Annotated in this window: 14 protein-coding genes; 10 read left to right on the top strand and 4 right to left on the bottom strand. The window is 40.5% G+C overall.

Annotation, left to right across the window (positions count from 1 at the left end; translation table 11 throughout):
* Nucleotides 1-15 precede the first annotated feature (15 nt).
* The 5 genes from MKY66_RS22435 to MKY66_RS22415 all read left to right on the top strand — a co-directional run bounded on the left by MKY66_RS22435 (nucleotide 16) and on the right by MKY66_RS22415 (nucleotide 6,432).
* Nucleotides 16-1,794, top strand: coding sequence for an amino acid adenylation domain-containing protein (locus MKY66_RS22435; protein ID WP_076216337.1), 1,779 nt, complete (start codon nucleotides 16-18; stop codon nucleotides 1,792-1,794).
* Between the two features lie 505 nt (nucleotides 1,795-2,299).
* The gene (gene ispF / locus MKY66_RS22430) at nucleotides 2,300-2,767 is read left to right on the top strand and encodes a 2-C-methyl-D-erythritol 2,4-cyclodiphosphate synthase (RefSeq protein WP_076216339.1); all 468 of its coding nucleotides are present in this window, start codon (nucleotides 2,300-2,302) and stop codon (nucleotides 2,765-2,767) included.
* 444 nt (nucleotides 2,768-3,211) lie between these two features.
* Nucleotides 3,212-4,414 (top strand): glycosyltransferase, encoded by a 1,203-nt coding sequence (locus MKY66_RS22425; protein ID WP_076216341.1) that lies wholly within the window; start codon nucleotides 3,212-3,214, stop codon nucleotides 4,412-4,414.
* A 448-nt stretch (nucleotides 4,415-4,862) separates the two neighbouring features.
* Complete coding sequence (locus MKY66_RS22420) at nucleotides 4,863-5,399, top strand: transposase (RefSeq protein ID WP_143760391.1); 537 nt, start codon at nucleotides 4,863-4,865, stop codon at nucleotides 5,397-5,399.
* An 892-nt stretch (nucleotides 5,400-6,291) separates the two neighbouring features.
* Nucleotides 6,292-6,432, top strand: coding sequence for a hypothetical protein (locus tag MKY66_RS22415; protein WP_339805995.1), 141 nt, complete (start codon nucleotides 6,292-6,294; stop codon nucleotides 6,430-6,432).
* 332 nt (nucleotides 6,433-6,764) lie between these two features.
* Here the strand turns inward: MKY66_RS22415 and MKY66_RS22410 are convergent, their stop codons facing one another.
* On the bottom strand, nucleotides 6,765-7,130 hold the full coding sequence (locus tag MKY66_RS22410) for a hypothetical protein (protein WP_339805992.1): 366 nt from the start codon (nucleotides 7,128-7,130) through the stop codon (nucleotides 6,765-6,767).
* Between the two features lie 208 nt (nucleotides 7,131-7,338).
* Here MKY66_RS22410 and MKY66_RS22405 point away from each other — a divergent pair, with 208 nt between their 5' ends.
* The 3 genes from MKY66_RS22405 (at nucleotide 7,339) to MKY66_RS22395 (ending at nucleotide 9,360) form a co-directional block, all read left to right on the top strand.
* On the top strand, nucleotides 7,339-8,286 hold the full coding sequence (locus MKY66_RS22405; RefSeq protein WP_076216349.1) for a YafY family protein: 948 nt from the start codon (nucleotides 7,339-7,341) through the stop codon (nucleotides 8,284-8,286).
* A gap of 67 nt (nucleotides 8,287-8,353) precedes the next feature.
* The gene (locus tag MKY66_RS22400; protein WP_076216351.1) at nucleotides 8,354-8,890 is read left to right on the top strand and encodes a DinB family protein; all 537 of its coding nucleotides are present in this window, start codon (nucleotides 8,354-8,356) and stop codon (nucleotides 8,888-8,890) included.
* Nucleotides 8,891-8,916: 26 nt separating this feature from the next.
* The gene (locus tag MKY66_RS22395; RefSeq protein WP_076216353.1) at nucleotides 8,917-9,360 is read left to right on the top strand and encodes an EVE domain-containing protein; all 444 of its coding nucleotides are present in this window, start codon (nucleotides 8,917-8,919) and stop codon (nucleotides 9,358-9,360) included.
* Nucleotides 9,361-9,435: 75 nt separating this feature from the next.
* Here MKY66_RS22395 and yidD read toward each other — a convergent pair whose 3' ends face one another.
* Together yidD and MKY66_RS22385 are read right to left on the bottom strand one after the other, a co-directional pair.
* Entirely contained in the window at nucleotides 9,436-9,741 is a 306-nt protein-coding gene (gene yidD / locus MKY66_RS22390) for a membrane protein insertion efficiency factor YidD (protein WP_083657377.1), read from the bottom strand.
* Between the two features lie 214 nt (nucleotides 9,742-9,955).
* Nucleotides 9,956-10,180 carry a hypothetical protein gene (locus tag MKY66_RS22385; protein ID WP_076216355.1) on the bottom strand — a complete coding sequence of 75 codons (225 nt, stop codon included), beginning with the start codon at nucleotides 10,178-10,180 and terminating at the stop codon, nucleotides 9,956-9,958.
* 260 nt (nucleotides 10,181-10,440) lie between these two features.
* Between MKY66_RS22385 and MKY66_RS22380 the strand changes: the two genes are divergently transcribed.
* Both MKY66_RS22380 and MKY66_RS22375 read left to right on the top strand, forming a co-directional pair.
* Nucleotides 10,441-11,034, top strand: coding sequence for a YdeI family protein (locus MKY66_RS22380; RefSeq protein ID WP_076216357.1), 594 nt, complete (start codon nucleotides 10,441-10,443; stop codon nucleotides 11,032-11,034).
* Between the two features lie 122 nt (nucleotides 11,035-11,156).
* On the top strand, nucleotides 11,157-11,273 hold the full coding sequence (locus tag MKY66_RS22375) for a type II toxin-antitoxin system HicB family antitoxin (protein WP_256704346.1): 117 nt from the start codon (nucleotides 11,157-11,159) through the stop codon (nucleotides 11,271-11,273).
* Nucleotides 11,274-11,287: 14 nt separating this feature from the next.
* On the opposite strand, the gene MKY66_RS22370 is transcribed toward MKY66_RS22375, so the two are convergent.
* Nucleotides 11,288-12,610, bottom strand: a complete 1,323-nt coding sequence (locus MKY66_RS22370; RefSeq protein WP_076216359.1) for an amidohydrolase family protein — start codon at nucleotides 12,608-12,610, stop codon at nucleotides 11,288-11,290.
* Between the last annotated feature and the right edge of the window lie 316 nt (nucleotides 12,611-12,926).

Genomic DNA, 12,926 nt, shown 5'->3' with positions numbered 1-12,926 from the left:
TGGAGGTTCTCTAAAATGAATGTGAAAGATTTGACAATAAACAAAGTGTTTGAAATCCAAGCACAAAAAACACCAGATAAGATTGCTTTAATTTATGATGGCGGCACAATGACATATTCTGAGCTTAATAAAAAAGCTAACCAGCTGGCAAGATATTTAATCCAGAGAAATGTCATGGTTGGTGATATAGTTACACTGCAACTAAAACGTTCATTTGAAATGGTTATTTGTATTTTAGCCGTTTTGAAGGCGGGTGCCGTTTATTTACCCTTGAGCGTGAATGAACCGGTTGAACGGCTCAACTACCTCTTATTAAAAAGCAATGCAAAAATTCTATTAACTGACACAGAATTGTCGGCTCCAAGTACTGTGCCGTTTATCAATATAAAAGAAGTAAAGTATGACATTTTTGAGAGTTCAAGCTTGGAGATCAAATTTTCTTCCGAGAATCTCGCTTATATCATATTTACCTCCGGATCAACGGGTGAGCCTAAAGGTGTGATGGTTGAACATAAATCCGTGGTCAATTTTTTGAGTTGGAGGAAAGAAGAACATTCATTAAGTGACGATGATGTTCTGATTCTAAAACATTCTTATACTTTTGACTTTTCAATATTTGAATTATTCGCATGGTTTTTTGCAGGAGCTTCATTATGTATATTGAAACAAGACGAAGAGAAATACCCGGATATCTTAATAAACAAAATATTTGAACATAACGTTACTTCAATAAACTTTGTAACATCGGCGTTTAAATTATTTTTAGATGTTGCAGAACATAAGGATTCCATGGATAAGCTTAAATCTTTGAAAAATGTATATTTTGGTGGAGAATATTTGAACCATACACTAGTAGAAAAGTTTTATAGTTTGTTTGGTAGAAATACAAATACTAATTTACATCATGTGTATGGTCCTACAGAAACTACAATTATAGTAACCTGCTTTAGCTTAAGTCATGATATTTTTTCAAAACTATCTGAAATTCCAATTGGAAAGCCAATTGATAATACGATGATAAACATATTAAATGAAGATTTAACTGAATGTGCTGTGAATGAGGTTGGAGAAATTTATATTTCTGGTGCTTGTGTTGCTCGTGGCTATATTAACGATGAAAATTTGAGCAGTAAAAGTTTTTTGCCGGATTTGATACATCAACATGGCAGGATGTATAAAAGCGGAGACCTAGGAAAACGGACAGATGATGGTAATATTGTGTTCGTTGGAAGGGCTGATAATCAGGTTAAAATACGTGGCTATAGAATAGAGCTTGAGGAAATTGAAAAGATGTTGATCAAATACACTGACGTTACCCATGCATTAGTAATGGTACATGATCATAACGCTCTGGTTTGTTATTATACTAGCACAAAGGAAATAGCCAAAGATACTCTTGTCGAGTATTTAGCAGGCTATTTACCGGAATATATGATTCCACTTGATATTATTAGAATTGATGATTTTGTATATACTTCAAGCGGGAAGATAGACCGAAACTATGATTATTCTTTACCAGAGAAAAGTAAAGTTATAAATAACCAACCACAACTATCAACGTTAGAACAAAGAACTATTGGAATAATTGCAAGAAATCTGCCCAAAATCCCCGAACAATCAATTTCCCTTGAGGCGGATTTGGTAAGTCTCGGAGTTAATTCAGTATTTTTCATAAAATTAATTATTGATATGGAAGAAGAGTTTGACATAATATTTGATGACAACATGTTGGCCAGGGATTCATTTGTGAAAGTCAAAGATTTTGCTGAGTACATTACCCAAAAGATAAACTGAGATCATAGTGTACGTTAAAATTATTTCGAATGATTTTCGAAGTAATGAATAAGGTTCTTGCGGATCTTATACCCACCATCGATAGAAACTCATATAAGTAACGCAATATTTCATTCAAATTAACTAACCATAGGTCCCTAATTTCATATTTTTTTGAATGACAACTGAAATTATCCCGCCAAGCAAGGGTGAAGGATTATGCTTAATCATTTAGGATCTCCTGCTTGGCAGGCCTATGGTAGCATCTATTGATTAGTTTTTATTGATAATTTTTTTCAACGTTCCATTTGAATGGTACAAAGATTCGACGGCATTTATAGTATGGATGAACCATTCATATTTTTTAGCTTTTATAGAAGGTGATATAATAAATATGGGTTAATATCAATTTTAACTAACCATAGTTTACCCAACTGATTCCTCGATACACTGGGAGTCGAATTAGAAAACACATAAAGTGAATTCCAAAAATTAATCTTGAAAAGACTAACAGGAGGTAACTAGTATGAAGGTAGGTATTGGGCAAGATAGCCACAGATTTGATCCAAATGGTACCAAGGAACTCATTTTAGGTGGAGTGAAGGTAGACAGTGATAAATCATTTTTTACCAACAGCGATGGAGATGTTGTTCTTCACGCATTGACAAATGCAATTTCAGGTATTACATGTGTCAATATCCTCGGGAAAATTGCGGACGAAATGTGTTTGGAACGAGGAATTCTGAATAGCGCAGAATACGTTAAGGAAGCATTAAAGTATATGAATGGATTGAAGATATCTAATGTTTCTTTTTCAATAGAATGTTCCACACCCAAAATATCACCTATTATTGCTGACATGCGTAATTCAATAGCTAATTTGCTTGACATTGAGGCTAATTGTGTAGGTATTACTGCAACATCGGGAGAAGAATTGACAGAGTTCGGTAAAGGGAAGGGTATACAAGTTTTTTGTACTGTGTGTGCTATTTAAGAAAATCAGCTTGAGTTCTAACATCGGTTGAAACGCTAAACTATTCATGCTGATGCCTCATTTGAAAATAATGAGGCATCTCGGCATCGCTTTACTCATTTTAGGGTAGTAAGGGAACAATCAAAAGGAAGCGTTACCGTTGAAAATGAATTCCTATGAATCCAAAAAAGAAGAACGAGGATTTGCATCAAATTGCACACATTCGGGCTAGGAACTAGCCTGTAAACTTGAGGCAGTAGCTTAATTTGATCAAGAAGCCGACATCTCTTAGGTGGTTGGTAGTTCACGTTATGATATCCACGTTGACCTCCTAATCGTTGGGTACGTGGAGTCGACGTTCACCTCTCTATAATAGGAGATTTTTTGTGTTTTAACATAAAATCTTGAATATAGATAACAGATTAAGAGTTTGGTTGAAAATTGATATGAGGAGTGTTTTCAACAATGAAAATAACTGGTTGTATTTTAACAAAAAATGAAGCTCCGCTCTTGGAAGATGCTATTAGGAATCTGAAAAAATTAACAAATAATATTATTATAGTTGATAATGGTTCATCTGATAATACAAGACAAATTGCTGAAAAGTTTGAATGCGATATAATTATCAGCCCCCAAACTATCTTAGATCAAACTAGAAATGTTTATTTAAATGCAATAAACTCTGGTTGGGTTTTTGTATTAGATACGGATGAACGTTTAGATGATAGAACAATAACTACTATACATAATTTTTGTTCACAAGCTCCTGCTGAAGTTATGTTAGCTAGATTACCTAGATATGAATATTTGGGTAATGGTTTGTTTTTTGAGTCAACTATGTCACGTTTATTTAGAAGTCACCCTCAAATCCGTTATGATCCATCACCTATTCATTCTTCAGTTACATATTCTGTAAAGGATTTATCAGGTGAGATAAAATTTCTTGACGCTCCAATTCAACATATAGATGTTCTAGTCAAACAGAATAGTGAAATGAAGAGATTATCTTACACAAAATTATTAGAAGAAACACTCACTCAAAATGAAGGAACTTATTATTATATGAATTTGTTGATGTTTTTAGGCGTAGAATATGCGACTTCGAGAGATTATGACAAAGCTTTAAATATTTTTGATAGTATTTTGAATTCAAATAGATGTACTGAACGAATGAGATATTATGTGGAATTTTATAAATGTAGGCTTTTTATGTTAGAGGGCGAATTTGAAAAAGTTAAGGAGTTAGTACATGTAGATCAGATATCTGATTTGTATTGGAAGGCGAAATTTTTAACTTTAAAAGCAGAAATATTATGGATAAATGGGGATCTTGAAAATTCGAAGAAGTGTTACTACGAAGCGCTTGATATCAATCCTAACGAATTGCAATTATTGTTGAATTTAGCTTATCTTGAAAAAATTGAAAACCCACAGGTTACTGTTGATATGATAAACAATGCTATAAAAATTAATTCATATTTATTAGAGCCTATTATTTATAAAAATGTTGATAGCACTAAAAATGTATTCTTTTTTCAAAAACCGATTGATTTAATGAATCGTAATTCTACTAATATTTTTGAATGTATGATAGAAGCATTGAAAAGTTTAGAAGAAACCAATGAAATCAACACATGGATGAATCACCAAATAAATTGTATTGCATAAAAAGACAGACTGCAAAACTCGTAAGTTTTTGTTTACAAGGAGCAGAACTTCCGCTCAGTGGTCGATTTATGTTGCTCAAGAATTCATAGATACAGACCGAGGGCATCTTTCTCAACTAAACTTTAACAAACGGTTGTCATTCATCCCACATTTCTAAAGTGGTGGGATGAATGACAACCGTTTGATTTTTGAGGCCCATTCGCTATAATAACGAACACATGTTCACTCCTTTCTTATTTGGTTAGGATAGAACGGAGGTAAACCCGATGCTGAAAAGCTTATCGGTATCGATTAGTTCCCCATCAAGCGGAGGATTCTTCCTAAAGACGTTTGTTTGCATACGCAAAGACTACAACCTCATCCTAAAGGAACGTATCGAATCATACAAAAGGGTCCAGGAGACCGGCGAGAAAATCAAGTTCCCTACGCCTGCTTGGTACAAATACGAATGTTTTTGAAAGAAGTCGACAGCTTGGGACTCACTAACGCGCAGCTTAACTTGAACAAGTCGTACCAAAAATTCTTCAAACGCCTGGCTGCCGGTTTTCCCAAGTGGAAATCCCATAAGAATTCGGTACAGTCCTACACCACGAATAATCAAAACGGGACGATTGCTATTGTGGATGGGCGATATTTCAAGCTGCTAAAAATGGATCCAGTGCGCATCAAATTACATCGACAACCCCGAGGTATCAATAAGTCGGCGACGATTTCCAAAGCAGCATTGGGGAAATATTACTTCACTATTCTGTTCGAAACCGACGTGCAGCTGAAGGATCTGGGCTTGACTCATTTTGCCGTGCTGTCAGAACTCACCAAGATCCAGAATCCGAAACACCAGGCGAAAACGACGGCCAGGCTCGCAAAGCCGCAACGTAAACTCTCGCACAGAGCACAAGTAGCGAAGAAACATGGGCTACCTTGTAGACGACAGCTGCAACTACCAGAGGCAGCGCATCTTCGTCGCCAAGTTATGAAAAAATAGCCAACCAACGAACCGACTTTTTCCATTTAATGTAGTACGCCTAGTCCAATGGTCGAAAGATTTTCATTTATCCTAATGTGACTACCTCACAATACAGCAGAATTTTGGAGCGGAAATTGCTGCACAGATACGACGACACCTGCGCTCGTTCCAACCTCAGATATGGATGTTATGGTCGGTGAAATAGGTATAGACTTTTATGAGAGAACCACCCTTATTTGTGCCAATGAGCGAGTTGTACTGAGGGGGATAAACCGTAAAAAAGTTTACATCGGTGATGTCATTGTAGTGATAGGTTCCTTCTTTGAGAATGGTTTTTAGCTGCGGAAGTATATAAACAATAACTCTTATCAAACGTGTTAGTCGTTGGGTTAGAGAAGCACCAGTGAAATTGTCTTGTCAATAGGGCATCAAAGAATCGGCTATTTTACAGCCGATTCTTTTCATGTCTGCGCGCCTACCCAATCTAGACACAACTAGCCGGCGAAAGTCCGGTCGAGGTAAGAGCCAAGTCGCCTCGTAGTTGCCGGGCAACTGGTGGAAGGTTGAAGCTCCGTGACAAGGTAACTTCGACACGAAGTGCAAGCAGATCCACAGGCCGTAACATGGAGTGAATCCTGCCGCACCGTTAAAAAGAGCCTTTTTTTAGGACAAGAGAGAGCCGAGCCTTGAGACAGTGGGCGAAGGTCATGGAACGCGTGAAGCCCTTGAGAGCGCAGCGCGGAAGAACTCTCCGGTGTAAGGGGAGCGGCATGTGGAGAAAGTTGGGTCTGGAACTAGTGAGACCATCCCCCGCACGAAGTTTTTTTCGTAGTGAGCTAACCTATAAGCCCGAAAGGTGAAATGGGGAGCTGTGGGAAGGGAGTCGGAGGGGGACATAGTACCGTGGGAAATGAGAACAACACAACCTTATGAAGGGAAGGACCCTGCTTTGACTCCGGTTGCCGAAGGTGCTCGTGGTATCCAGTGCTCCAGTATCACCATTGATCTGGGATGTGAAGAAATTGGTTGCAAAGTTGTTGGGGCCGGATAAAGCTGTAAGATTGGATACGGTAGGACCAAACAGAGCCTGATCACCCGTTTTTTTCGCGTCTCCCTCCTGCGAGCTGAGAAGTGAACGTCCTGACAGCGGACCAGCAAACGGCGTGGCGAAGCCCTCAATTGGTGTTGTGACCGGACCCGATATAGAAAGAGTGACTTCTGCTCCTACCCGAATGGGCATATTTCGGAGCGGCAAGGCAGGATTGCGGTACACCACTCCAAATGTCCAGCCTGCATGATTCGATGTGGGATCGGGGATGGACAACGTTCCCACATCCCCACCTGTCACGTATGTACCCGAACCTTCAGAATGAATGAGATTCGTCACATCAGACGACCGTAAGTTGTCGGGCATCCAGATGCCGTGGAAAGGATCACTTCTCTGGCCGTAGCTGGATCGGGTGAATCAATGTACGTTCCTCCCCAGATTAACTCCGCATAAAGAACCGTGCAGCCCGCAGGCAGATTGAGGACAGTAGCTGAGCTGTTGTTCTTAAATACGTTGGTGGTTCCAGGGGGATAAGAGCCAAACTGCACACTTGTACGCTTGATAATGTAGCCTCTAATACTGTCAACCGTACCTGGAACACCCACCGTATTGGACCGGCTCAGACCCAAAGTATTACCTGTGAATGTTATAGCCCCAGTATCGTTGATCACGTATCTTTCAATGAAAGTCACTTTTTTCACACCTTCCCATAAGTTGCACTCTAATCAATTTATTTGAGCGAAAAAAATTTATGTGGAAGTACAGGCTTAACATTGAGTAGGGATGCAATTTTGCAATTTTGTATTTTCGATATCTTTAGTTCCGCCAGTTCTTAGCAGAAGTCGCGAGTACAAGTTACTATGATAGAATGAGTTAGGTTTGGATGATGAAACGGTGGGGGCTTAGAAAATGAACAAAACGGAGCGGCAGCTTGCGATTACGCTTGAATTGCAGCGAAGAAAGATGCTACGAGCAGAAGATTTAGCGGCTCAATTCGAGACAAGTGTACGTACGATATATCGAGATATTCAGGCATTAAGCGAAGCTGGTGTTCCGATTATGGGAGCTCCGGGTCAGGGGTATTCCCTCATGGAAGGATATTTCCTGCCCCCGGTAAGCTTCACCGCAGAAGAAGCCGTATCCCTGCTCATGGGAGCTGATTTTATCGAACAGAGAATGGATACAGAATACGCAATGGAAGCTAAGTCGGCTCAACGAAAAATTGAAGCGATTTTACCAGAAGCCGTTCGTAATGAATCAACACGTGTACGGGAAACGATGCGACTGCTTCATACGGTTGAACCTTTAACCCGAGCACGGGTGAAAACATACCTTAACCAGATACGTAGTGCCATTCTGGATCAACGTAAAATCAGCTTTATGTATCTGAAAAAAATGCCAGGAACGGATGGAAATCGGTATAACATGCGAGAGGTTTCACCCTATGGCCTCTCACTTGTTCAGGAGAATTGGGTGTTGATCGCACGTTGTGATATGCGACAAGACATTCGTCATTTTCGTTTGTCACGTATGACTGAACTTTCCGTGCTGGAGGATCATTTCCTTTTGCCGCCGGATTTTGATCTAAACAGTTATCGACCTCCTGACGACCGTAACGAACAAGTATTAATCAGAGCAAAACCTGAAATTGCTGACAAAGTTATGGAGGCCCTACATTTTTATATGGATGCATTTGAGGAGCGAGAGGAAGGTGTGATTTTTCATTTTCGTGTCCGCTATCCAGAAGAAATCTTGCATTATTTACTTGGCTGGGGTGGAGATATCGAGGTCTTGGAGCCAGAGTCTTTACGCTTCCGAATGCAGGAAGTAGCCCAAAACATCTTAAAACACTACTGACATACACCTGTCAGTAGTGTTTTTTTATACTTTGGTATATCACAGATCAAGAGGAGTGGGTTGAAGGATGAGAAGTACAACGGAAGTATTGAAATCATTTGACACGGCAGTAGAACGATATTTGGCAGAACTGAACAAATTGGATATGGGGAGCTTACTTAAAAAACAGAGTGAAGAGGAATGGTCCATTGGACAGATGTATGTACATTTGATTCAATCAGCGCTTTTCTTGCATCTGCATAATATTGAGCAGTGTTTGAGCAGCGGGGATTCAACATTAAACTCGGGTGAGGAAAAAACAGAACTGGGTAGGCAAGTGTTTGAATTAGGACAATTCCCTCCCGTGCCTGTTAAAGTCCCTGCTTCCCCGCAGTATACCCCGCAACCACCCGAGAGCATGGAGTCCTTGATCGATGGGCTTCACATGGTCGTGGAACGGATGAGAAGTACAGAACTCCTTTTATACCAAGCATCGGTAAACAACAAAATACATCATCCAAGGCTTGGCGCTCTAAACGCTCAGGAGTGGTTTTTGTTGATAGAAATGCACTACAGACATCATTTTTTGCAATTAGACCGATTGAAATCGAATCTGGAAATGTAAACGAGAGAAGGGAATGAGATGTATCCATGAAACCAAATCAGGACAGCAGATATTGGATTGGTGTTGTATCTGCTTCTCATGTGAATGTAGCCGTAGAGGGAGGGTTTGCGCAGCTGTGCCATGGCAAGTCAGCACTGTTGCGACAAATGTCCGCGGGTGACTGGATGATATACTATTCTCCACGCACAGACATATCAACAGGCAAGCCACTTCAGGCTTTTACCGCTATTGGTCAAATTAACGACGACAGGATATACCAATATCAGATGTCGGAATCCTTTGTACCCTTTCGCCGATATCTCCGTTATCTTCCGTGTCGAGAAGTAAAGATCGCAACGTTGTTAGACCAACTTAGTTTTACACGCGGAAATCGCAATTGGGGGTTTCCATTTCGTAAAGGTCACTTTGAAATTGGAGCTGAAGACTTCATGAAGATAGCTTCCTCTATGTTAGAAGATGAGACACAATAACTACTCGGTATTAGCTTAAGCCAGAAATGTTAACCAAAGCAAAAGGCCCATAGATTGTCTATGGACCTTTTGGCTTTATGGATAATCATATCCTCCACCGTTGATATTACATTTGCGAAGACGCTGGATGCCCAAGGAAAGACCTTTAATCGCCCCGTATTTCTCAATAGCTTGAATCATATACACAGAACAGCTTGGTTCAAAACGACATTTGTTCCTCACTTCAATGGGGGCAAAACGTTGATAAATTCTAATACTCCATATCAGGATTGCTCTAACACGTCGTAGAACTATGAATAATATACTTGCTATGAAAACAATCTGGGCACTCAGCAACGCATATACTGGGGTGAATAGATTCAAGAGATAGAAACAGATCATAGAGATGATTAGCCCTGTGAATAGTGCAAGTGTAACGTTAAGCAAAGACTTCAACCAATCAATTTCGGGAATAACATGAGTTCTTATATAGAAACTGCTTCGAGGGTCGTTTTCTTCATGATGTGTATGTAAGAGTCTAATAAGTTCTTCTTCGGATGGCATGTTATTAAATATCAGTTCCTCAGATTCTGAGTTTCTCATGATTGTTGTACTGTTATTGAATCTCTCTGTAGAAAATCAGCATATAATGATGCGTTGTAACAGGTTGCTGAAGACAACCGGGCTTCTCGGTGACAGCTAGCGACTCCATCGATTGATAGATCCATCCGGATTGTGCTTTGTGATTGATGATATCAGCAAATAAATTAACAGCAGCCTGAGTATCACCTCGGTTTACTTGAACATTTTTCGGACCTGGAACGACTGTGTACTCTCTCATTTAAATCATCCTTTCGTATGTTGGAATTATGGAAATAGACATTCCATTATTTTACTATGGGTATGGTAAACTGTCGATTGAAACTTATTAGATGAGATTGGATTAAATGATAGGCCATCTAACAGGATGGTCTTTGTTGCTATTAAGGTTTAAATTCAAATGGGAAAGTCAATAAAAGCTCTGTAAGCAACGCTGTACAATCCACCGAAAACCAGTACAATTGAACCTATAAGATATGAGATAAAGAGAGGTATTTCTCCATGACGGATACAAGTGGGAATCGCAAAGTTGACGGCTATCTAAAGAAACTCAAAACGTGGCAGGAAGAGTCCACGAAGCTGAGAGAGATTATTCGAGATTTTGACCTGACCGAGGATATGAAATGGATGCATCCTTGTTATATGCTCGATGGGAAAAACATCGTCCTAATCCATGGATTCAAAGAGTACGTGGCGATCCTGTTCTTCAAAGGTGCTCTGTTGAACGATACACACGGCATTTTGGTCCAGCAAACGGAGAATGTACAGGCAGAACGCCAGCTTCGCTTCACCAGTCTGGAGCAGATTGAGGAGCAGGAGGCTATGATCAAAGCCTATATCCAGCAAGCGATTGAAGTTGAACAGGCAGGATTGCAGGTGGAAATGAAAAAGACTACCGAATATAGCGTTCCTGAGGAACTTCAGCAGCAGTTCAATGAAAATCCTGCCTTCCAGGCCGCATTTGAAGCACTGACACCCGGACGGCAGCGGGCATATCTCTATTATTTCTCACAACCGAAGCAATCCAAGACAAAAGTGTCACGAATCGAGAAGTGCATGCAGCCGATCCTGGAGGGCAAAGGATTGAATGATTAATCTTATAACAATATATTTGAGGGAAATTTAAGAGTGAAAACGAGTTGAAAGCCTTTCAGATATAATTCGAAAGGCTTTTTGCTGTTTTTGCTAAAAGTGTAGATAACAGGAGAGTGTCCCATATGATTCGAACTTACCAATACTACGCAATTTTTAATTTTGCTGAAGATGGAATTAATGTTACATTTCCTGATCTGCCTGGATGTATCACCTGTGGCGATTCAGTTGAAGAAGCATAATTTCACCCCTGAATTCACCAAACTGAGTTTAGAACATCGTCGACTGCTTTGATTCTTGTGACAGATGGTGTTTGAATTAGATTTCCTTTGACCATGACCATAGAGATGTCTGACAAGGCCTCGATATGTTCCAGCGGATTTTGCTCCATGATAATCAGATCAGCATGTTTTCCGATATCCACCGTCCCTGTAACATCGTCAACACCGAGGATTTTCGCATTGGTTCGAGTCACCATGTCGATGACCTGTTTGTTGTTCAGGTTGGCCTGTCTCATGTAGTGGTCCATCTCTCTCCACATATCATAGTGAGTCACGTAAGGCATGGCGGCATCAGTACCGATACCAATGGTGATGTCGTTTTCGATCGCTTGTTTTACACCTTTGAGCATGGAATCGTAGACGAGTCTTGAATTCTCTTTTACCGTTGCACTTACCTTCGTTACGCTAGTATCCAGTGAAGCGGAAGGATAGGCGGCTTGCAGGGTGGGGATGAGTGCGGTGTAGCCATTTAGGGCATTGGGATTATTTTTGTACAAACGAATGATTTCGTCGTCCATCTCCGAACCGTGCTCGATGGTATCGACGCCACCTTTTAAAGCAACTCTTACGCCTTCCGTGCTTTCCACATGAGCTGCCACCCGCAAACCAATCTTATGCGCTTCATCGCAGATCGCCGCAACTTCGTCCACCGTCATCTGTAAACGTCCAGCTTCGCCCACCATTTTCGCATCCGTCACGCCACCCGTCACACAGATTTTGATCAGATCCACACCGTGTTTCACATTCAGCCGTACATTTTTTCGTGCTTCCCACGGAGAATCGCCCACCAGAGCGAGGAATGGAGCACCATGTCCGCCTGTGACACTTAGGAAAAACCCGGAGACAAGCAGATTAGGGCCGACAAAGTCGCCGTTGTTAATCTCATCCCGCAGCTGGACATCCGTGTAAAAGAATTCTCCCACACTGCGCATCGTGGTTACACCCGCATGGAGTGCAGTCAGCGCGTTGCGTTTCATGCGTTTTTTCAATACGTTTCTGCCAAACTTCGTGTTCAATATCCGATCATAGGCAAACTGCAACAAGCCTTCACTGACCGAGAGACTGAACGGTTTACCGTCTGCAAAGAGGTGGACGTGGGCGTTGATCAGTCCAGGCATCACGTATTTCCCTGAGAGGTCAATTGTTGTGTAGTGACTAGGGATATTCAAATCATGATCTCGGCCGATATCCTGAATAAGTCCTTGTTCATTGACGAGAATGGTCATATTTTTTTGCAGATTGCGGTTGGAGTCGCCGTGGATCAGATTTACGTTTTTTAATGCGTAAGCGGTGTTCATGTTGTGTTCCTCCTTAGAATGGTGGGTGAAACTATATAAGTTGAATGATGGGTATGTACACTTATCACTCCGATGACAGAACAACCTTCGGATCGCTGTTATCCCCAGATTTTTTTGATACTCTCTTATTAGGGGAAATCCGGTGATAAATGCGAACGCTTCGCTTCCTCTGGTTATTTCTGTCCTCTCCGTTATCGTGTAAATGTAGGTTCAACTTAAATAGTTTGGTAAATGGTAACATTCAACTTAAAAATGAATAATTAATTCATTTTTGAATCAAAAAAATAGAGTGATTTAATGTTAGATATTTTTTGCG

Source organism: Paenibacillus sp. FSL R5-0766 (assembly GCF_037971845.1).
In the GTDB taxonomy this organism is placed as follows: Bacteria; Bacillota; Bacilli; order Paenibacillales; family Paenibacillaceae; genus Paenibacillus.
Note: the sequence above shows the minus strand (reverse complement) of the source record. Positions and strands in the feature narration are given on the sequence as shown.

What these genes read in the sequence shown, in the direction of transcription:
- MKY66_RS22435 (WP_076216337.1), top strand. Translation starts at nt 16, where the DNA reads ATGAATGTGAAAGATTTGACAATAAACAAAGTGTTTGAAATCCAAGCA.
- ispF (WP_076216339.1), top strand. Translation starts at nt 2,300, where the DNA reads ATGAAGGTAGGTATTGGGCAAGATAGCCACAGATTTGATCCAAATGGT.
- MKY66_RS22425 (WP_076216341.1), top strand. Translation starts at nt 3,212, where the DNA reads ATGAAAATAACTGGTTGTATTTTAACAAAAAATGAAGCTCCGCTCTTG.
- MKY66_RS22420 (WP_143760391.1), top strand. Translation starts at nt 4,863, where the DNA reads ATGTTTTTGAAAGAAGTCGACAGCTTGGGACTCACTAACGCGCAGCTT.
- MKY66_RS22415 (WP_339805995.1), top strand. Translation starts at nt 6,292, where the DNA reads ATGAGAACAACACAACCTTATGAAGGGAAGGACCCTGCTTTGACTCCG.
- MKY66_RS22405 (WP_076216349.1), top strand. Translation starts at nt 7,339, where the DNA reads ATGAACAAAACGGAGCGGCAGCTTGCGATTACGCTTGAATTGCAGCGA.
- MKY66_RS22400 (WP_076216351.1), top strand. Translation starts at nt 8,354, where the DNA reads ATGAGAAGTACAACGGAAGTATTGAAATCATTTGACACGGCAGTAGAA.
- MKY66_RS22395 (WP_076216353.1), top strand. Translation starts at nt 8,917, where the DNA reads ATGAAACCAAATCAGGACAGCAGATATTGGATTGGTGTTGTATCTGCT.
- yidD (WP_083657377.1), bottom strand. Translation starts at nt 9,741, where the DNA reads ATGATCTGTTTCTATCTCTTGAATCTATTCACCCCAGTATATGCGTTG.
- MKY66_RS22385 (WP_076216355.1), bottom strand. Translation starts at nt 10,180, where the DNA reads ATGAGAGAGTACACAGTCGTTCCAGGTCCGAAAAATGTTCAAGTAAAC.
- MKY66_RS22380 (WP_076216357.1), top strand. Translation starts at nt 10,441, where the DNA reads ATGACGGATACAAGTGGGAATCGCAAAGTTGACGGCTATCTAAAGAAA.
- MKY66_RS22375 (WP_256704346.1), top strand. Translation starts at nt 11,157, where the DNA reads ATGATTCGAACTTACCAATACTACGCAATTTTTAATTTTGCTGAAGAT.
- MKY66_RS22370 (WP_076216359.1), bottom strand. Translation starts at nt 12,610, where the DNA reads ATGAACACCGCTTACGCATTAAAAAACGTAAATCTGATCCACGGCGAC.